This is a genomic window from Nocardia wallacei (assembly GCF_029869545.1).
GTDB lineage: Bacteria > Actinomycetota > Actinomycetes > Mycobacteriales > Mycobacteriaceae > Nocardia > Nocardia wallacei_A.
This window is the reverse complement of sequence record NZ_JARWQD010000264.1, coordinates 1-19,179: the sequence shown is the minus strand read 5'-3', so window position 1 is coordinate 19,179 and position 19,179 is coordinate 1. Positions and strand designations below refer to the sequence as shown.

Genomic DNA, 19,179 nt, shown 5'->3' with positions numbered 1-19,179 from the left:
AGCGGAATCCGAATACTCGGCCGAAACTCCCGGCGGATGGTTACGACACGCGTTCGATCCGGCGAACCGCCGGTGACATCATGGGACGACCCGCGCGGCGCGGCCGGTCACAGCCGCGCACGGCATGTGACCGATCACAGCCGCAGCGCAGTAGGGTGGGGGTGTGGCAAGCTCGGAGGAACGCAGCGGGCCGTGTGACGCGCGCCACAGGCAGGGTGAGGGCTGGGAGTAACCGTGAAGTTCGATACGAGGTTCGTGGCGGAGTCGGTGCAGCGGTTGATGGCGACCGCGCAGAACGGGCTCGAGGTAGTGCGGTTCGGCGGGCTGACACACGACGTGGAGTCCTCGCCCTACGAGGTGACCGAGCGCAAGCGCATGTACCGGCTGCGCCACTATTTCCCGGACGACACCACGCCCGGCCGCCCGGTGGCGCTGCTGGTCCCGCCGCTGATGGTGAGCGCCGACATCTACGACGTCAATGCCGAGGGCGGTGCGGTCGGCATCCTGCAGCGCGCCGGAATCGATTGCTGGGTCATCGATTTCGGCTCCCCGGCCAGCGAGGAGGGCGGCTGGCAGCGCGATCTGGCCGACCATGTGCTGGCCCTCAACAGCGCCATCGACACCGTCAACGAGCTCACCGGCCACGGCGTGCACCTGATGGGGTACTCGCAGGGCGGCATGTTCGCCTATCAGAGCACCGCCTACCGCTACGGCAAGGGCGTGGAGAGCATCGTCACCTTCGGCAGCCCGGTCGACATCGTGGCGGGCCTGCCGTTCGGCCTCCCGCACGGTCTGGTGTCCGACGTGGCCGATTTCGTCGCCGACCACGTGCTCAACCGGCTGCCGATCACCGACGCCATGGTGCGGGTCGGCTTCCAGATGCTGGATCCGGTGAAGACGGCCAAGGCGCGCATCGACTTCCTGCGCCAGCTGCACGACCGCGAGGCGCTGCTGCCCAAGGAGCGGCAGCGCCGCTTCCTCGAACAGGACGGCTGGGTCGGATACTCCGGGCCCGCCGCCGCGGATCTGCTCAAGCAGTTCGTGGCGCACAACCGGATGATGCTGGGCGGCTTCGTGATTCGCGACCAGCCGATCTCGCTGGCGGAGCTGAAGTGCCCGATCCTGGCGTTCGTCGGCGAGGTCGACGACATCGGCCAGCCGGCGGCGGTGCGCGGCATCATCCACGCCGCGCCGAACGCCGATGTCTACGAGGCCTCGCTGGTGGCCGGGCACTTCGGCCTGGTGGCCGGGAGTATGGCGACCCAGCAGACTTGGCCGCTGGTGCGCGAATGGGTGCGGTGGCTCGACGGCCGGGGGGAGCTGCCCGAGCAGATCGCGCCGATGCGCGAACACGTGGCGAGCAACCGCCCGCGCTCGGCCGCCACGCGCGTCGTGCACACCGCGGCCACGCTGGCCGAGGCGGGCGCCGGGCTGGGCGCGGCCCTGGGCAGCATGGCCAACAGCGCCCTGCGGGGCACGGTGGAGCTGACCGGTGAGGCGGCACGCGCGCTGCCGCGGCTGACGCGCCTGGGAATGATCCAGCCGCACACCCGAATCTCGCTGGGCCGCTTGCTCGACGAGCAGGCGCGGCGGGCGCCGCTGCGGGACCTGTTCCTGTTCGACGACCGCGTGCACACCAACGCCGCGGTCAACGTGCGCATCGATAACGTGGTGCGCGGGCTGATCTCGGTCGGGGTGCGCCCCGGGACCAGGGTCGGCCTGCTGATGGAGACCAGGCCGAGCGCGCTGGCGACGGTGGCCGCGCTGTCGCGGCTGGGTGCGGTGGCGGTGCTGCTCGCCCCGGGCAGCGAACTGCGGCGCGCCGTCGAGCTGACCGGTGTCAAGACGATCGTGTCCGACCCGGAGAATCTGCGCGACGCCGCCGATACCGGGGCGCGGGTGCTGGTGCTGGGCGGCGGCGACGCCCGCGAACTGGACGTGCCGCCGGGCCGCGAGGTGGTCGATCTCGAGCAGATCGATCCGTCGCAGGTGGTGCTGCCCGGCTGGTTCCGGCCGAATCCGGGCCTGGCGCGGGAGCTGGCCTTCGTGCTGGTGACCGGCACCGGCGACAAGCTCGACATCAAATACATCACCAACCACCGGTGGGCGGTGTCGGCGTTCGGCACCGCGGGCTCCGCCGACCTGGACCGCCGCGACACCGTGTATTGCCTTGCCCCGCTGCATCATTCGTCGGGTTTGCTGGTGAGCCTCGGCGGCGCGGTGGCGGGCGGCAGCCGGATCGCGCTGGCGCGTTCGCTGGATCCCGCGCGGTTCGCCGAGGAGGTGCACCGGTACGGGGTCACCGTCGTCACCTACACGTGGACGATGCTGCGCGACATCCTCGACGCCGATACCTTCCCGAACGGCCACTCCCACCCGATCCGGCTGTTCATCGGCTCCGGCATGCCCGCCGGGCTGTGGCGGCGCACCACCGAGAGGTTCACGCCCGCACGGGTATTGGAGTTCTACGCCTCCATCGAAGGGGATGTGGTGCTGGCCAACGTGGCGGGCGCCAAGATCGGCAGCAAGGGCCGCCCGGTGCCGGGCGCCGCCCGCGTGGAGCTGGTGTCCTACGATCCGGCGACCGACGAGATCGCCACCGACGCACAGGGTTTCGCGCGCCGCGCGGCGGACAACGAGGTGGGCCTGCTGATCGGCCGGGCCGCCGATTCCGTCGACATCTCACGCGGCGGCCTGCGCGGGGTGTTCGCCCCCGGCGACGCCTGGATGCCGACGGAGAACCTGTTCCGCCGCGACAGCGACGGCGACTTCTGGCTGATGGATCGCCGCGACACGGTCATTCACACCGCCCGCGGCCCGGTCTACACCCAGCCGATCGTGGACGCGCTCAACGACATCACCGCGGTCGACATGGAGGTGGCCTTCGGCCTGCCCGCCGATTCCGGCCGCACGCTCGCCGTCGCCGCGGTCAGCGTCCGGCGCGGCTTCCGCCTGGAGCCGAAGGATGTCACCGAGTGCCTGCGCGCCCTGGACCCCGCCCGGCGCCCCGACCTGCTCTACGTCGTCGACGGGATTCCCCGCAGCTCGACCTACCGCCCCTCCACCCGCGCGGTGCAGTCCACCGTCCGCCTGGAACCGGGCGAACGCACCTGGTGGTACAACCGCAGCACCGACTCCTACGAGATCCTGACAGCCGAGGCCCTGAACACCCTGCTCGGCTAGACCCTCCCGGGCGCCGGAATCGCGATGCGGCGTTCGGGACTGCTGTCGAGCAGGCGCAGTCCGCGGCTCAGGGCGGAGTCGCCCGGGTACTCGTCGTCCCACCAGGTGGCCGAGCGCAGTGGTAGCCCCCGCGGGCGATACTTCCGCATGGTTTCGACATGGGTCGGCAGGGCGACGAATGTCGTCAGTCCGCGCCGGTCGGTCCACGCCGAGACCGATCCGAGCCGTCGGCGCGCGGGCTGGATGTAGGTCATGACGGCGACCGCGCCCTCGATCTCGATCAGTTCGTCGCCGAGCCGTTCCGACAGGCGCCAGATGTCGCCGACATCGGTCAGCCGACCGGGCGTGTACTGGGTGATGCTCATCAGGTACGGCCCGTCGTGCGATACCGGCGCCCCGGTCTTCCATCGGCTCAGCACGGCGAAATCGGCCGCCCGCGCACCGGAAGTACTGTGGTGGCGCCAGTTCCGCCGCAGCCAGCGGGCGATCTCGCGCGTCTGCCGTGGCGCTCGCACCGGACCTGGAGAATTAGTAGGCATGTGTAGATAATCTACATTGGCTTATTAAATGTCAATGCCCAGTCGAGGGAGGAGTGCCGCCGTGATCCGTCCGGTGACCGAGGACGATCTGCCGATTCTGCGCGATATCGAGCGGGCCGCCGGTAAACCGTTCGCCGATATCGGGATGGTGTGGGTCGCCGAGGACGAACCGCCGTCGATCGAGCGTCTGCGCGGCTTCGCCGAGGCGGGCCGCGCCTGGGTCTACGCCGACGCCGCCGACGTCCCGGTGGCCTACCTGGTCGCCGACGTGGTCGACGGCAGCGCCCACCTCGAACAGGTCTCGGTGCGTCCGGAATACGCGGGGCGGCGGATCGGCAAGGCCCTGATCGATCACCTGGCGGCCTGGGCGTCCGCCCGCGGCCTCCCCGCCCTCACCCTGACCACCTTCACCGAGGTCCCCTGGAACGCCCCGTACTACACCCGCCTGGGCTTCCGTCGCCTCTCCACCGCCGAGGAAACCCCCGGCCTCCGCGCCCTCCGCGCCGCCGAATCCACCCACGGCCTAGACCGCTCCCCCCGAACCTCCATGCGCCGCGACCTCCCCGCCTGACCGCCCACTTCAGGCGGTGAAGGTGGTGACGGCTTCGAGGACTCGGGTGATTTGGGTGTCGGTGAGGTCGGGCCAGAGGGGGAGGCGGACGAGGGTGCTGGAGAATTCGGCGGTGCGGGTGCAGGGGTGGGGCGTGCGGCCGAGTTTGAGGCCCGCGGGGCTGGAGTCCAGGGGGACGTAGTGGAACGGGGCCGAAATGCCCCGGGCGCGCAGGTGATCGATGAGATCGTCGCGGCTGCGCTCGGTGGGGGTGCGCAGGTAGTACAGGTGCGCGGTGTGCTCGCGGTCGCCGGGCACCTGCATGAGGCGAATGTCGTTGCGGCGGGCCCAGTCCGGCAGCGCGGCGGCGTAGGCGTTCCACACCCGGAACCGCCCCGCCTGGATGGTGTCGAACTCGGCGAGCTGCGCGTCGAGCACCGCCGCGTTCAGCTCGCTGGGCAGATAACTGGAGCCGATGTCCTGCCAGGAGTACTTGTCGACGGCGCCGCGCAGGAAGCGGGCCCGGTCGGTGCCCTTCTCCCGGATGATCTCCGCGCGCCCCATCAGGATCTCGTCGGTGAGCAGGATCGCGCCGCCCTCGCCGCAGTGCACGTTCTTGGTGTCGTGGAAGCTGAGCGCGCCCGCGGTGCCGATGCTGCCCAGCGGCCGCCCGCGCCAGGTACCGCCCAGCCCGTGCGCGTTGTCCTCGATCAGCGCCAGCCCGTGGGCGTCGGCCAGCGCCAGCAGCCGGTCCATATCGGCGGCGACACCGCCGTAGTGGATCACCACGATCGCCTTGGTGCGGTCGGTCACCGCCGCCGCCACCGATTCCGGATCGATGTTGCCGCGCTCGTCGATATCGGCGAAGACGCAGGTGGCTCCGCGCAGGGCCATCGCGGTGGCGGTCGAGGTGAACGCGAAGCTCGGGACGATCACCTCGTCGTCGGGGCCGAGTTCCAGCAGCAGCCCGGCCATCTCCAGCGCATGCGTGCACGAGGTGGTCAGCAGCGCGTGCGGGGCACCGGTGATCCGCTTCAGCTTGTCGGTGGCCGCCGCGGTGAACGGCCCGTCGCCGTGGCTCTGATCCGAGGCCAGCACGGTCTCGAGGTTGGCCAGCTCGCGCGCGGCACGGAAGGGCCTGCTGAAGATGATGCGGTCAGTGCTCACCCGGGTCGTTCCCCCCGTTCGCTGCGGTCGTGGACAGGGCCGGTGCCCGATGCTCGTCCGGGCGCGGTGTCGGCGAATCTACCGTCAGGTAAAGAGGTTTGCCCACCAGCACATGCAGCGCCACGCCGAGATATTCGGCGATCAGACCGAGCGAGAACAGGATTGCCCCCGACACCAGCAGCAGCACCACGATGGTCGAGGCCCAGCCCTCCGGATTGTTGCCGTTGCCGAACAGCACCTGCCCCACGACGATCGCCGCGTAGACCACGCCCGCCCCGGCCAGCGTCACCCCGAGCAGGCTCACCATGCGCAGGCCGCGAGTTCCGCTGCACAGCACCATCTTCCAGAACAGCGAGAACAGCCGCCGGTAGTTGTAGCCCGACTCCTCGCGCCCCTCGGCCCGCAGCTGCACCGGTGCCTGCGCGGCATTGTCGACCACCCAGGTGAGCGCCACATCCAGGTAGACTCCGTTGGAGGCGACCTCGGCCAGCTGCCGCCCGATATCGCCGCGGATCAGCCGATAGCTTTCGAACCGGGTCGAATCCGGGAACGCGAACAGCGTCGCGAGCACGAGCTTGGCGCCGCGCGAGGTGAGGTTGCGCAGGAAACCGTGCGGGCGGGTGTTGGTGGGCTTGGAGTAGACCAGGTCGGCCCGCTGCGCGAGCGCGGTATCGATGAACGAGCCGATATACCCCGGATCGTGCTGCCCGTCCTCGTCCATGGTGACGATCCACTCGCCGCGCGCGGCCGCCATTCCGGCGATGGTCGCGGCGTCCTGCCCGAAGTTGCGGCTCAGCCAGACCACGCGCACCCGGTCGTAGTCCTCGTCGAGCCGCTGCAGCACCACATCCGAGCGGTCCGGGCCGTGATCGTGCACGAGCACGATCTCCGAGACCGCGAAGGTGCTGCCGCCCGGGGTGGCGGTGGGCCGGGTCAGCTTCTGCAGCTCGGCGACCAGCCCGGCGATGGTCTCCTCGCCCCGATACACCGGGACGACGACCGAGACCTCGTGGACCCGGCCGAAATGACCGTTGGTCCGCGCCGGATCGGTGGCGGGGTGCGGTCGTGCGGACGGAATCGGCATCAGCTGGTTCGACTTTCGGGGACGACGGTGCGCGCCGGAACTCCTCGTTGCAGTGCAGAGCCCGAATCGCGGTGAACTCTAACACGCAGCAGGTGGCGGGCTCCGGGACGGCGAGGCATCCCGACATCATCGCCGGATCCGGGGTCGATGCCAAGCGCCACCCGGGCCTGTAGGGTCTGTGACTCGTGGTGGAAAGTGCAGTGTCGACGGCGCTGGCCGAACCTCCCGCGCCCGCCGGGTCCCGGGTGCCGACGGAGCGTGCCCCGGGCGGTCCGTCGCGCAGGAGCGTGTACCGGTGGGGAGCGATCACCGCACTCGGGGTGGTGCTCGGCTATGCCGCGGTGCTGCTGGCCGACGCGCGCCATTTCTTCACCGACGACACCGAATCCCAGTACACCCCGCTGTGGGTGATGCTCGGCCGCCATCTGCGCGAGGGCAATCTGCCGGTGCTCATCCCCGAACAGTGGATGACGGGCAACTACACGATGGAGGAGGCGGGGCTGTTCAACCCGCCGCAGCTGCTGATCGATCTGATCGCGCCCTCGGTCGACAATCTCGCGGTGTACGCCACGGTGGTGAAGCTGATCTTCGCGATCATCGCCGCGCTCGGCGTGTACCGGGTGTGCCTGGCCTACGGCGGGCGCGTGCAGTGGGCCGCGGTCGCCGGTGCCGCGTTCCCGTTCACCGGCTGGTTCCTGTTCTTCGACCAGGCCAGCTGGATGACCTCGCTGACCGGCACCGCGTGGATGGTGCACGCGTGGGCGTCGGCGGTGCGCTATTCGCGCGGAAAGAGCGGGCCCATACCGGTTTTCGTCTTCCTGTACCTGGCGATCTCGGTCGAATACGTCTTCCCCGCGGTGGAGGCCGCCCTGATGCTGGTGGCGGTCGCGGTGGGGGAGATCGTCTATCAGCGCCGATGGAAACCGGTCGCACGGCTGACGGCGGTCGCGCTGTGCGCGGGCCTGGCGGGCCTGCTGACCTACCTGCCGAGCATGCTGTCGGCGAAGGTGAGCTGGCGTGGCACCGCACAGATCAATAACGACCAGTTCCTCACGGTGCCCTGGTCGGAGTCGCTGAACGCCAGCCTGCCGTCCACACTTCCGGCGCTGAACTCGTGGTGGGGATACATCCAGCCGCTGCCGATGACCTATATCGCCTGGTTCCTGATCCCGGCGCTGGCGTTCGTGGACTGGGGCCGGGCGCGGGCCGCGTGGCGCGAGCTCACGGCGGTGGCGCTGTTCGCGATCATGTTCCTGATGTGGGCCGCCGGGCCCGGCACCGTGGGCCCGCTGCGCTGGCCCGCCCGGGTGCTGCCGATGGTCGCGCTCGGCCTGCTGATCCTGGTGTGCGTGCTGCTGGGGCGGTTCGGCACCACCGCCGGGTGGCGTACCCGCGCCGTCGCGGCCGCGGTGCTGATCGGGTTGCTGTGGGTGCGCACGTTCTCCGCCGACCCGCGCAACGTGCTGTGGCATGTGCTGTCGGCGGTCGTCGTGGCCGCGTTCGGTGCCGCCGCGGTGTGGCTGGCGCGCACCCGCGGGGCGGCCGCCGCGGCCCTGCTGACCATCGCGGCCATGCTGCCGATCGCCTACGCGCAGGTCGACCGCGCGCAGCCGAATCCGATGAGCTGGAATCTGCCCACCAACCGCTCCGATGCCAAGGCGGCGTTCCCGAAGTTCGACGGCATCACGCTGCAACTCGGCGATCGCGGGCTGCTGCAACCGGGCGATCGGACGCTGCGGGGTGCCTACGGCTCGCTGGCATTCGGCAACTACGCCAAGGATGTCGAGCAGGACTACGTCAACGGCTACACCCCGAACGGGCACTACTGGTTCGGCGAAATGCTGTGCATGCGCTGGGATTCCAGCGTCTGCCCGGACGCCTACCGGCGCCTGTTCACGCCGGAGCCGACCACGGGCCGCACGGTCGCCGATCTGATGAAGCTGGACCGGATCGTGCTGCAGAAGGCCATGTTCCCCGACGCCGGGACCCAGCCCGCGCCCGAGGGCTGGAAGTGGGCCGACTATCCGGGCCACGAGCGCTACATCCGGGTGCTCGAGCGTGTCGGCGGCCCGATCTCGACCGTGAACGGCCGGGTGGCCGATGCCGCCGGTGTCACCGCCACCTCGACCTCGGAGTCCGAGACCTCCAGCACGCTGCGGGTGACCTCGCGCGACGGCGGGCGCGTGGTGTTCGCCCGGCTCGGCTGGCCGGGGTACCGCGTGCACCTGAACGGACAGGAGATCCCCTTCACCACGGTCGCGAAATCCTTTGTCGCCGTGGATATCCCGGCCGGAACCGATAATGCCGAGCTGGAGGTGACCTGGCGTCCGCCGGGATGGAAGATCGGCATCGGCACGGCGGTGCTGGGACTGGCCGGGCTGGGTGTCCTGCAGTGGATGTACGTGCGCTCGCGCCGGCGCGACGACCAGGATCCGGACGCGCCCCCGCGCGAGCCGGAACGCCCACTGGCGGAAGCGGTCTCGTGAGCGTGACGGAAAGGTCGGAGACCGGCGCGCTCGCCCCCGGGCTGCTGCTGCGGCTGCTCCGGCGCCAGGAGATCGCGTTCGCGGCGGTCGGCGGCTGCAACACGCTGCTGGGCATGGTGCTGACCGTGATGTGGCTGAAGATCCTGCCCGACGGCTGGCCGCCCGCCGCGGCCGTCGCGCTGGCCTACTGCATCAGCATCGTGTTCGCGTTCGTCGCGCACCGGACCCTGGTGTTCCGGGTGCGCGGCCACGTGCTGCGCGATTTCGTGCGGTTCGTGCTGGTGAATTCCGGTGGGCTGCTGCTGAATATGGCCGGGGTGCAGCTGGCCGTCGGCGCCCTGCGGCTGCCGGAGACGCCCGCGACGGTGGCGGTGATGGGCCTGGTGGCGGTGGCGAGCTTCTTCGGCCACCGGCACTTCTCGTTCCGGCGGGCACCGCGCGGGGCCGTCGCGGCGGAGCGGTAGGTTATCGGTCATGGCGGAGGAAACCTTGGACCCGACCCTGCTGAGCCTGCTGGCCTGCCCGCAGGACAAGGGCCCGCTGTCGCTGGTCCGCGACGTGAACGGCCACAGCGTGCTCTACAACCCGCGCCTGCGCCGTGCCTACCCGATCGACGACGGCATCCCGGTCCTGCTCATCGACGAGGCCCGCGAGGTGGGCGACGAGGAGCACGAGGCGTTCGCGGCCCAGGACTGAGCGGAATCGCCTGTATCACTCGTGTTCTTGCCGTTCAGCGACTGCCCGGCGCGGGTAACTCGAGATCGCCCGTGAGGTAGCGCTGCAGGGTCGGCCCGACCAGCGCGGCCAGCTCGTCGGCCGTCATCGACGCGATGGGCTCCACCTCGGCGATCTTGCGGGCGATCAGCAGGCCCATCATCTGCGACGCCGCGAGCATCACCCGGGTGATGCCGGAGCCGGGCGGCGAATCCACCCGGGGCAGTACGTCTTTCATCACCACCTCCAGCAGGAAGTTGCGCGCCAGCGCGCCGTCACCGCCACCGACGATCGTGCGGAACGCGGCGACCGCGGAGGTGCCGCTGGGGGAGTCCCACACGCCGATCACGGTGCGCACGATGGTCGCGCCGAGGTGCTCGACAGGGGCGGCCGCCAGTTCGGCGCGGACGTCCTCCGGATCCATCGGCAGATGCAGCGCCGCGATGAGCAATTCCTGTTTGGTGCCGAAATAATGGTGCACGAGGGCGGGGTCCACGCCCGCCGCCCCCGCGATCGACCGGATGGACGCCTTGTCGAAACCGACCTCCGCGAACCGGGTCCGGGCGGCGTCGAGGATCGCCTCCCGCGTTCCCGATTGCCCGGGCCGCCGCCCGCTGCGGCCGCGCGGCTCGTCCGGTGCGTCCCCGGGGGTGCCGCGTAGCGCCGTCACGCCGTCCGCCTCCGCAGCGTCGCCGCGCCCAGCGCCAGTGCGACGGCGGCGAAGGCGGCCACGATCGCCAGGTCACGCCACATTTCACCGGTGGCCCCCGGGTTCCTGGACACCTGCTGTAGCGCGTCGACGGCGTAGCTCAGCGGGAGCACGTTGCTGATGACCTCCAGCCAATCCGGCAGCTGTGCGCGCGGCACCAGCAGCCCGCACAGGAAGAACTGTGGCCCGACGACCAGCGGCATGAACTGCACGGCCTGAAATTCGGTGCGGGCGAAGGCACTCGCCAGCAGCCCCAGCGCCACTCCGAGCGCGGCGTCCACCACCGCGATCAGCAGCACCAGCCATACGCTGCCCGCCGACTCGAGCCCCAGCAGCCCGAACGCCACCAGGCAGGCCAGCCCCGCCTGCGCCGCCGCCGCGGTGGAGAACGCGGTGCCGTAGCCCGCCAGCAGGTCCAGCTTCGACAGCGGCGTGGTCATCAGCCGTTCGAGCGTGCCCGAGGTGCGTTCGCGCTGCATGGCGATCGCGGTGATCAGGAACATGACGATGAACGGCAGGATGCCGAGCATGCTGATCCCGACCCGGTCGAACAGCCGCGGCATGCCCGGCGCGGTCGGGGAATCCTGGTAGACGAAATACAGCAGTGCCAGCAGCAGCGCCGGTACCAGCAGCAGCATCGCGACGGTGCGATGATCGGCGCGCAACTGCCGCAGGATTCGGACCGTGGTGGCCGTGTAGCAGCGCAGCGGCCGCGGTGCGGCGGGCCGGACCAGGGTGGTGGTCATCGCGCCCCTCCCATCTTGATCAGCGCCAGAAACGCGTTCTCCAGACTGTCTTCGCCGGTGTCGGTGCGCAATTCGTCGGGGCTGAGCTGGGCGAGCAGATGACCGTCGCGCATCAGCAGCAGCCGGTCGCAGTGCTCGGCCTCGTCCATCACGTGGCTGGACACCAGCAGCGTTCGGCCCTGGTCGGCCAGGGCGTGGAACTGGTCCCACAGTTCGACCCGCAGCACCGGGTCCAGGCCGACCGTGGGCTCGTCGAGTACCAGCAGTTCGGGATCGGCGACCAGCGCGCAGGCGAGCGAGGCGCGGGTGCGCTGCCCGCCGGAGAGCTGGTTGCCGCGCTGGCGGGCATGGTCGGCCAGGCCGACGGCCTCGATCGCGGCGGCGACGTCCTCGGGCGAACGACCGTACAGCGCACCGAAATACGAGACGTTGTCGGTGACGGTGAGGTCGTCGTAGATGCTCGGCGCCTGCGTCACATAACCGACCCGCGCCCGCAGCCCCGGCGACCCGGCCGGTTCGCCGAGCACGCGCACGGATCCGGATTCGACGAGCTGGGTGCCGACGATGCCGCGCATCAGGGTGGTCTTGCCGCATCCCGACGGGCCCAGCAGGCCGGTGATGGAGCCGGTCGGCACGCGCAGCGAAACATCGTGCAGCACTTCGCGTCCGCCGCGGCGCACCCGCAGATCGTCGACCTCGATCGCGGGTGGGGAAGTCGGTGCCGTCATGGTCACCCCAATTCATCGAGTGTTGAATTCACTGTGTGTTGAATTCTGCACCCGGCGTGTTCCCCAGCGCAACCCCCGGGTGCCACCGCCCCGCGGCGATGTGGCACAGGTCACATTTTCGAGTGTCACGTTCTGCGCCCCCGCCTTGTCCCATGGCCGACTTCGAAACACGAACACCTTGGAGGAAGCGCCATGAACGCCACCGAAACCCACCGAATCGTCGTGCTGGGCGCGGGCTACACCGGCATGCTGGCCACCGTCCGGCTGGCCCACCGCACCCGCCGGGAGAATGTCCGCATCACGCTGGTGAACCCGTCGGAGCGGTTCACCGAGCGGCTGCGCTCGCACCAGATCGCCGCCGGTCAGGAACTGGCCGACCATCGCATCCCGCGGCTGCTGGACGGCTCCGGCGTGGAGTTCCGCCGGGCCGCGGCGACGGCCGTCGACCCCGCCGGGCACCGCGTGACCCTCGACGACGGGTCCGAACTGGCCTACGACACCCTGGTGTACGCGCTGGGCAGCAGCACCGACACCGCGACGGTGCCGGGCGTGGCCGATCATGCCTGGACGCTCAACGATCCCCGCCTGGCACACCGCTTCTCGCAGCGCCTGGCCGGGCTCGCGGCGGACCGCGGCACGGTGACCGTGGTCGGTGGCGGCCTGACGGGCATCGAGGCGGCCACGGAGATCGCCGAGAGCCACCCGGGACTGACGGTCACCCTGATCGCCGATGCCGAGCCCGGCTCGATGATGGGGGAGCGGGCGCGCGCCCACCTGAACCGGGCGCTCGACCGCCTGGGCATCGTCCGGAAGGTCGGCGTGCGCGTGACCAAGGTGCTGCCGGATGCGGTGGAACTGGGCACCGGCGAATCGGTGCCGTCGGATCTGACCCTGTGGACGGCCGGAGTGCGGGTGTCGAGACTGGCCGCCGAGGCCGGAATCGCCACCGACACCAAGGGTTTGGTCGTGACCGATCCCACCCTGCGGTCGGTGTCGCACCCGGACGTCTACGCCATCGGCGACGCGGCCGCGGTGCGCATGGCCTGGGGCCGGATCCACGGCACCTGCCAGAGCGGCCTGCCGACCGCCGCGTACGTCGCGGACGCCGTCGCCCGGCGGCTGCGCGGTAAGTCGGTGAAGCCGTTCCGTTTCGGGTACTTCCACCAGCCGGTGAGCCTGGGCCGCAAGGATGCCGTCATCCAGTTCACCAACGCCGACGACACCCCGAAGCGCTGGTACCTGAAGGGCCGCGCGGCGATCCTCTACAAGGAGGGCGTCAGCAGCAGCCCCGTGCCGTTCTTCAAGGCGAGCAAGAAGGTGAATGTCACGGTCAGCCTGTCCAAGGGCGGCCGCGCCACCCGGCACACCGCGTGATCCCCGACGGACCGCCCATGACGCATCCGCGCCATCGGCGGTCCTTGCCGATCTTGCCCGATTCCCGGAAGCATTGACCCTCATGCAGGACGACACCGACCCCTTCATCACCCATCGGCGCCTGCTGTTCGGCACCGCGTATCAGATGCTGGGCAGCGTGTCCGACGCCGAAGACGTCCTGCAGGACGCCTGGCTGAAATGGCACGCCGCCGCCCGCGACGCGGTCGAGCACCCCAAGGCATACCTGGTGCGCACCGTGACGAATCTGTCCCTGAATCGCCTCACCTCGGCCCGGGCGACCCGCGAAACCTATGTCGGCCCTTGGCTTCCCGAACCACTACTGACCACGACCGACGCCGCGGAGGAGACCGAGATGGCCGACAGTGTCTCGACCGCGATGCTGGTCGTGCTGGAAACCCTCACCCCCGTCGAACGCGCGGTGTTCGTGCTGCGTGAGGTGTTCGGGTTCTCGCACGCCGAGATCGCCGGTTACCTGGAACGCCCCGAGGCGACCGTCCGGCAGATCTCGCACCGCGCCCGCAATCACGTCCAGGCCCGGCGACCCCGCTGCGACGCCGATGCGGCTGTGCGGCAGGAGGTTACGGACAAGTTCCTGGCCGCGGCGCACGGCGGTGACGTGAATGCCCTGATGGAACTGCTCGCCCCCGATGTCACGCTGTGGAACGACGGCGGTGGCAAGGTCACCGCAGCGCGGCGGCCGCTGCACGGCCCCGACCACGTCGCGCGCTGGATGCTCGGCGCCATGGCCAAGCCGACCTCCGCCGGCGCGTACCTGACACCCGCGACGATCAACGGGGAACTCGGCCTGCTCGTGCTGGTCGGCGACCATCCGATCGGCGCGCTCACCTACGACATCGTCGACGGCCGCGTCCGGAACATTCGTTTCCAGGTCAACCCCGACAAGCTCGGGGGCCTGCACAACGGCGCGGTCCCCGAGTAGCACGTCGGCCTGCTCGGCCTCGACGTCCGCACCGGATACAAGGGTGCCGACGCTCGGGGCGGTCTCCGTTGTTCCGGCTTCGGGTGCCGTTCGTCGCGGGTTCGCGCATGGGCAGAATGGGACACTGTGTCTGCCGAGGAACTTGCCGTCGAACCGCTGGCGGCCGCGCGCCGATTGCTCGGGGCGACGTTGTGGTCGGGCCCCGTGGGCGTGCGGATCGTCGAGGTCGAGGCATACGGCGGCGATCCGGCCGGGCCGTGGCACGATCCCGCCGCGCACTCCGGCCGCGGCCGCACCCCGCGCAATGCCGTCATGTTCGGCCCGCCGGGCGTGCTCTACGTCTATTTCAGCTACGGCATGCACACCTGCGTGAACGTCACGAGCGGCCCCGACGGCATCGCCAGTGCCGTCCTCATCCGGGCCGGTGAGGTGATCGCCGGGCACGAGACCGCCCGCGCGCGCCGCCCGGCCGCTCGCACCGACGCCGGATTGGCCCGGGGGCCGGGCAATCTGGGCAGCGCGCTGGGAATCACGTTGGCGGACTACGGAACCCACCTGTTCGACCCGAAGTCGCCGATCCGGGTCGAACTGGGCCCGGAGATCACCGCCGCGGGGGCGATCGAGGTCGGTCCCCGCGTCGGCGTCAGCCTCGCCGCCGACCGGCCCTGGCGGCTGTGGCTGCGCGATTCGCCCGCCGTCTCGGCCTACCGCCGCAGCCCGCGCGCACCGCGGGCCGAGCGGTCGGCCTGAGCGGGCGATCCGCGTCACCGCGAGACGGCAACCGCCCGTGCCGCTTCCGGGGCGAACTCGCGGTACAGCTCCCACAGCGTCCGGGCCGACACCTCGGCGCCGGTCTCGTCGGTGTGGCGCTGCACGTGCCGGGCGAACTCGACCTGCTCGGACCGCGACAGCGTGACGCCGTACTCGGTCTCCAGCAGATAGGCGATCCCGCCCTTACCGGACTGCGAGTTGACCCGGATCACGGCCTCGTAGGAGCGGCCGACATCGGCCGGATCGATCGGCAGATAGGGGACCTCCCAGGGTATTTCGCGCTCGGTCCGCCCCAGCCGCGCGGCCCGCTCGCGATGGTCGGCGAACCCCTTCTTGATCGCGTCCTGATGTGTCCCCGAGAATGCCGTGTAGACCAGATCGCCCACGTACGGGTGTCGCGGATGGGTAGGCAGCCCGGTGCAGTATTCGACCGTCTCCCGGATCCGGTCGATATCGGAGAAGTCGATTCGTGGATCGACCCCCTGCGCATGCAGATTCAGTGCCAGCGTGGCGATGTCGACATTGCCGGTGCGCTCGCCGTTGCCGAACAGGCAACCCTCCACGCGCTGCGCCCCGGCCAGCACCGCCAGCTCCGCGCAGGCGACGCCGGTGCCGCGGTCGTTGTGCGGATGCACCGACAGCACGACGCCGTCGCGCCGGGCCAGGTGGCGGTGCATGTACTCGATCTGGTCGGCGTAGACGTTCGGCGTCGCGACCTCCACTGTCGCAGGCAGATTCAGGGTGACCGGTCGCCGCGGCGTCGCATCCCACAGCTCGGTCATCGAATCGCACACCTCCAGAACGAAATCCGGCTCGGTCAGGATGAAAACCTCGGGGGAGAACTGGAATCGGACATTCGGCAGATCACCGGCCAGCTCCAGGACATCGCGGCCGCCGGACCGGATCAGCTCGGCCACCTCGTCGCGCGAGCGGCCCAGCACCACCTCGCGCCACTGCGGCGCCGTCGCCGTATACATATGGATCACCACGTCGTTGGCGATGCCGTCGATGGCCTGCACGGTGCGTTCGATCAGGTCCCGTCGCGCCGGGGTGAAGACCACGAGCGTGACGTCCTCGGGCGCCAGGGCGGCGTCGCGGATCAGCCGGACGAAATCGAAGTCGGCCTGCGAGGCGCTCGGATAGCCGACCTCGATCTCCTTGTAGCCCATGGCGACCATCAGCTCGAAGAACCGGCGTTTACGCGCCGGATCCATCGGTTCGGCCAGGGCCTGATTGCCGTCGCGCAGGTCGACCGGCACCCACAGCGGCGCCTCGGTGATGCGGTTCGCGGGCCACCGCCGATCGGAAACCGGCAGCGAAACTCGGTCGTGCACAGTGCGGTAGCGGTGCGAGGGCATGGCGGATGGGCGCTGGCGATTCCACGAGGAAGGGGAAGTGAACATGTCTGGCATTGCTTTCGCGTCGGAGGAGATGACCGGCGCAGCCCAGCAACCCGCGGGCAGGGTGCCGGTCGATCAGACCCCGCCGCGGCGGCCGAGGAGAAGCAGACCCTGTCCCATGTGGCATAGACTAACCATGGATAACTCCTCAGACAAGTAGAGAGGCAGGCGGGCTTTGGCGCACGTACAGAGGCATCCGCTGGCCGCCCAGGCCGCGGAGGTGCTTCTCGCCCGGATCGGCGCCGGCGAATGGCCGCTCGGCCACAAGCTGCCGGGAGAGACCACGCTGGCCGCCCAGCTGGGCGTCGGGCGCTCGACCCTGCGCGAGGCCATCCGGGAGCTGTCGGGCAAGGGCGTGCTCGAAAGCCGCCAGGGCGCGGGCGTTTTCGTGACGGCGCTGGAGGTGACCGAGGACTGGGACACGGTGCTGCGCCGGGCCGGGATCGTCACGGTCATCGAGGCCCGCATCGCGATCGAGGCCGAGGCCGCGGCGCTGGCGGCGGCCCGCCGCACGCCCGCCGACCTGCGGGCCATGTGGCGTGCGCTGGCCGCGCGCGCCGAGGCCACCGGCGTCGTCGAGGAACTCGTCGACGCCGACACGGCCTTCCATCGCACGGTCGTGACGGCCGCCCACAACGACGTACTGACGGGGATGTTCGACGCGTTCGTGCCCCGCCTGCGCCACGCCATGATCGACATGCTGCGCCTGCGCCCGCTGCCGGACGAACATGCCGACCACCTGGCGCACGAGGTGCTGCTGGACGCCATTCGCGCTCGGTCGCCCGAGGCCGCGGCATCCGCCAGCCGCGTGCACCTGACCAGCCTGAAGGCTGCGCTGGGGTAGCGCGCCGGGTAGGGCCGAGCCGGTCGGGGGTGCTGATCGCATCGGCCGCAGTACCTGGGCATCGCGCCGGGAGATCGGTGCGGAAAGATAGGGCAGCGTGAGCGTCGACATCATCGATGAACTGACCTGGCGTGGCTTGATCGCGCAGTCCACCGACCTGGACGAGCTGCGGTCGGACCTGGCGAAGGGGCCGATCACCCTCTATGCCGGTTTCGACCCGACCGCGGCGAGCCTGCATGCCGGGCACCTGGTGCCGCTGCTGACCCTCGCGCGTTTCCAGCAGGCCGGGCATCGGCCCATCGTGCTGGCGGGGGGCGCTACCGGCCTCATCGGCGATCCGCGCGACGTCGGTGAGCGGGTCATGAACTCGAGCGACACCGTGGCGGAGTGGGCGGAGCGGATCCGCGGCCAGCTCGAGCGTTTCGTCGCCCTCGACGACGGTCCGACCGGTGCGATCATCGCCAACAATATGGACTGGACCGGGCCGCTCACGGCCGTGGACTTCCTGCGCGATATCGGCAAGCACTTCTCGGTGAACGTGATGCTCGCCCGCGACACGGTCAAGCGCCGCCTGGACGGCGACGGCATGTCCTACACCGAGTTCAGCTACATGCTGCTGCAGGCCAACGACTTCGTGCAGCTGCGCCGCCGCCACGAGTGCCGGCTGCAGGTCGGCGGGTCGGACCAGTGGGGCAACATCATCGCGGGCGTCGAGCTGAACCGCCGTCTCGACGGCGAGCACGTCCATGCGATGACCACGCCGCTGGTGACCTCCGCCGACGGAAAGAAGTTCGGCAAGTCCACCGGCGGCGGCAGCCTGTGGCTCGATCCGGAGATGACCAGCCCGTATGCCTGGTACCAGTACTTCGTCAATACGGGTGATGCGGATGTGGTCCGCTACCTGCGCTGGTTCACCTTCCTCGATCGCGAGGAACTGGCCGAACTGGAGCGGGCGACCGCGGAGCGCCCGCACGCCCGCGAGGCACAGCGGCGACTCGCCGCGGAGATGACGACGCTGGTACACGGCGAGGCCCACACCCGCGCGGTCCAGCTCGCGAGCCAGGCGCTGTTCGGGCGCGGTGACCTGCACGAACTCGACGAGCCCACGCTGGCGTCGGCGCTGTCGGAGGCCGCGGTGGACGGCACGGTGCCCGAAGCCGCCGCGGATTCCACCATCGTCGATCTGCTGGTTGCCTCCGGATTGTCGGAGAGCCGGGGCGCGGCGCGGCGGGCCGTCAACGAGGGTGGCGCGTCGGTGAACAACACCCGCATTTCCGATCCGGAGTGGACACCCGCCGATTCGGACTATCTGCACGGGCGATGGCTGGTGCTGCGCCGGGGCAAGAAGAATTTCGCGGGCGCGCGCCGCGCCGGTCGCTGACGCTGCCATGACCTGAGTCACATCGGTGTGACTCGGGTCTGCCGCGGCCCGGATCGTGGCGCTGCGACCTGCGAAAACTCCTGCTGTCTTGGGGATTTGACGTTCCGTTTCCCGCCACGTAACTTATTCCAGGTCAGAGCGACACGGACGCCGACCCGGGCCGAGAGGCTGGGGACACGAGGTAGGACGAGGAGCGCCTGACGCCAGCACGGCCGCCCGGGACCTCGGGCTTGACTCCTGTGGTCCGAGTGGTTAGGCTGGAAAAGTTGCCCCTAGAGAGGGTCGGTTATCCGGCCCGATCAAGTGTGCGTGTGTTCTTTGAGAACTCAATAGTGTGTCGATGAATGTCAGTGCCAATTATTTTTGGTTCCGGCGCTTCCACCCCCGTGGGGTGCCGGGATGTTTTTGTCAGCTATTTTCCGGCTGGCGTTTAGGTTAGGTTTTCGGACTCTGGTTCGATGCATTCTTCTGATTGGCCTTCGGGCGAATCTAGAGTCTTCAACGGAGAGTTTGATCCTGGCTCAGGACGAACGCTGGCGGCG

16 protein-coding genes and 1 pseudogene are annotated in these 19,179 nt (G+C 69.9%); 10 read left to right on the top strand and 7 right to left on the bottom strand.

Annotation, left to right across the window (positions count from 1 at the left end):
- Positions 1-234: 234 nt before the first annotated feature.
- The gene (locus QH290_RS22760; protein WP_280385001.1) at positions 235-3,183 is read left to right on the top strand and encodes an AMP-binding protein; all 2,949 of its coding nucleotides are present in this window, start codon (positions 235-237) and stop codon (positions 3,181-3,183) included.
- On the opposite strand, the gene QH290_RS22755 is transcribed toward QH290_RS22760, so the two are convergent.
- Positions 3,180-3,722 carry a hypothetical protein gene (locus QH290_RS22755; RefSeq protein WP_280384999.1) on the bottom strand — a complete coding sequence of 181 codons (543 nt, stop codon included), beginning with the start codon at positions 3,720-3,722 and terminating at the stop codon, positions 3,180-3,182. The genes QH290_RS22760 and QH290_RS22755 overlap by 4 nt on opposite strands.
- A 61-nt stretch (positions 3,723-3,783) precedes the next feature.
- Here QH290_RS22755 and QH290_RS22750 point away from each other — a divergent pair, with 61 nt between their 5' ends.
- Positions 3,784-4,293 (top strand): GNAT family N-acetyltransferase, encoded by a 510-nt coding sequence (locus QH290_RS22750; protein WP_280384997.1) that lies wholly within the window; start codon positions 3,784-3,786, stop codon positions 4,291-4,293.
- A 9-nt stretch (positions 4,294-4,302) separates the two neighbouring features.
- Here the strand turns inward: QH290_RS22750 and rffA are convergent, their stop codons facing one another.
- Together rffA and QH290_RS22740 are read right to left on the bottom strand one after the other, a co-directional pair.
- Entirely contained in the window at positions 4,303-5,439 is a 1,137-nt protein-coding gene (gene rffA, locus QH290_RS22745) for a dTDP-4-amino-4,6-dideoxygalactose transaminase (RefSeq protein WP_280384995.1), read from the bottom strand.
- The gene (locus QH290_RS22740; RefSeq protein ID WP_280267870.1) at positions 5,429-6,523 is read right to left on the bottom strand and encodes a glycosyltransferase; all 1,095 of its coding nucleotides are present in this window, start codon (positions 6,521-6,523) and stop codon (positions 5,429-5,431) included. The genes rffA and QH290_RS22740 overlap by 11 nt, the downstream gene beginning before the upstream one ends.
- A 287-nt stretch (positions 6,524-6,810) precedes the next feature.
- Here QH290_RS22740 and QH290_RS22735 point away from each other — a divergent pair, with 287 nt between their 5' ends.
- Genes QH290_RS22735 through QH290_RS22725 form a run of 3 tightly spaced genes read left to right on the top strand, consistent with a single transcriptional unit; the run spans position 6,811 to position 9,705 of the window.
- Entirely contained in the window at positions 6,811-9,009 is a 2,199-nt protein-coding gene (locus QH290_RS22735; protein ID WP_280267887.1) for a hypothetical protein, read from the top strand.
- The gene (locus tag QH290_RS22730; protein WP_280384993.1) at positions 9,006-9,473 is read left to right on the top strand and encodes a GtrA family protein; all 468 of its coding nucleotides are present in this window, start codon (positions 9,006-9,008) and stop codon (positions 9,471-9,473) included. Before QH290_RS22735 ends, QH290_RS22730 begins: the two co-directional genes overlap by 4 nt.
- 10 nt (positions 9,474-9,483) lie before the next feature.
- A complete protein-coding gene (locus QH290_RS22725) occupies positions 9,484-9,705 on the top strand; it encodes a Trm112 family protein (protein WP_280384991.1) in 222 nt (73 codons plus the stop codon).
- Positions 9,706-9,739: 34 nt separating this feature from the next.
- Here QH290_RS22725 and QH290_RS22720 read toward each other — a convergent pair whose 3' ends face one another.
- The 3 genes from QH290_RS22720 to QH290_RS22710 are packed head-to-tail and all read right to left on the bottom strand — an operon-like array spanning position 9,740 to position 11,906.
- Positions 9,740-10,393 carry a TetR/AcrR family transcriptional regulator gene (locus QH290_RS22720; RefSeq protein ID WP_280384989.1) on the bottom strand — a complete coding sequence of 218 codons (654 nt, stop codon included), beginning with the start codon at positions 10,391-10,393 and terminating at the stop codon, positions 9,740-9,742.
- On the bottom strand, positions 10,390-11,178 hold the full coding sequence (locus tag QH290_RS22715) for an ABC transporter permease (protein WP_280267866.1): 789 nt from the start codon (positions 11,176-11,178) through the stop codon (positions 10,390-10,392). Before QH290_RS22715 ends, QH290_RS22720 begins: the two co-directional genes overlap by 4 nt.
- The gene (locus QH290_RS22710) at positions 11,175-11,906 is read right to left on the bottom strand and encodes an ABC transporter ATP-binding protein (protein WP_280267865.1); all 732 of its coding nucleotides are present in this window, start codon (positions 11,904-11,906) and stop codon (positions 11,175-11,177) included. The genes QH290_RS22715 and QH290_RS22710 overlap by 4 nt, the downstream gene beginning before the upstream one ends.
- Positions 11,907-12,098: 192 nt before the next feature.
- Between QH290_RS22710 and QH290_RS22705 the strand changes: the two genes are divergently transcribed.
- The 3 genes from QH290_RS22705 (at position 12,099) to QH290_RS22695 (ending at position 14,991) form a co-directional block, all read left to right on the top strand.
- On the top strand, positions 12,099-13,280 hold the full coding sequence (locus tag QH290_RS22705; protein WP_280267864.1) for an NAD(P)/FAD-dependent oxidoreductase: 1,182 nt from the start codon (positions 12,099-12,101) through the stop codon (positions 13,278-13,280).
- Positions 13,281-13,362: 82 nt separating this feature from the next.
- Entirely contained in the window at positions 13,363-14,241 is an 879-nt protein-coding gene (locus QH290_RS22700; RefSeq protein WP_280267862.1) for an RNA polymerase sigma-70 factor, read from the top strand.
- Positions 14,242-14,367: 126 nt separating this feature from the next.
- Positions 14,368-14,991, top strand: coding sequence for a DNA-3-methyladenine glycosylase (locus QH290_RS22695; protein ID WP_280384987.1), 624 nt, complete (start codon positions 14,368-14,370; stop codon positions 14,989-14,991).
- A gap of 62 nt (positions 14,992-15,053) precedes the next feature.
- On the opposite strand, the pseudogene QH290_RS22690 reads toward QH290_RS22695, so the two are convergent.
- Positions 15,054-16,370 (bottom strand): annotated as a pseudogene (locus QH290_RS22690) (2-isopropylmalate synthase); the annotation flags it as partial.
- Between the two features lie 217 nt (positions 16,371-16,587).
- Here QH290_RS22690 and QH290_RS22685 point away from each other — a divergent pair.
- Both QH290_RS22685 and tyrS read left to right on the top strand, forming a co-directional pair.
- Positions 16,588-17,256, top strand: a complete 669-nt coding sequence (locus QH290_RS22685; RefSeq protein ID WP_280267859.1) for a FadR/GntR family transcriptional regulator — start codon at positions 16,588-16,590, stop codon at positions 17,254-17,256.
- A gap of 97 nt (positions 17,257-17,353) precedes the next feature.
- Positions 17,354-18,637 carry a tyrosine--tRNA ligase gene (tyrS, locus tag QH290_RS22680; protein WP_280384983.1) on the top strand — a complete coding sequence of 428 codons (1,284 nt, stop codon included), beginning with the start codon at positions 17,354-17,356 and terminating at the stop codon, positions 18,635-18,637.
- Positions 18,638-19,179 lie beyond the last annotated feature (542 nt).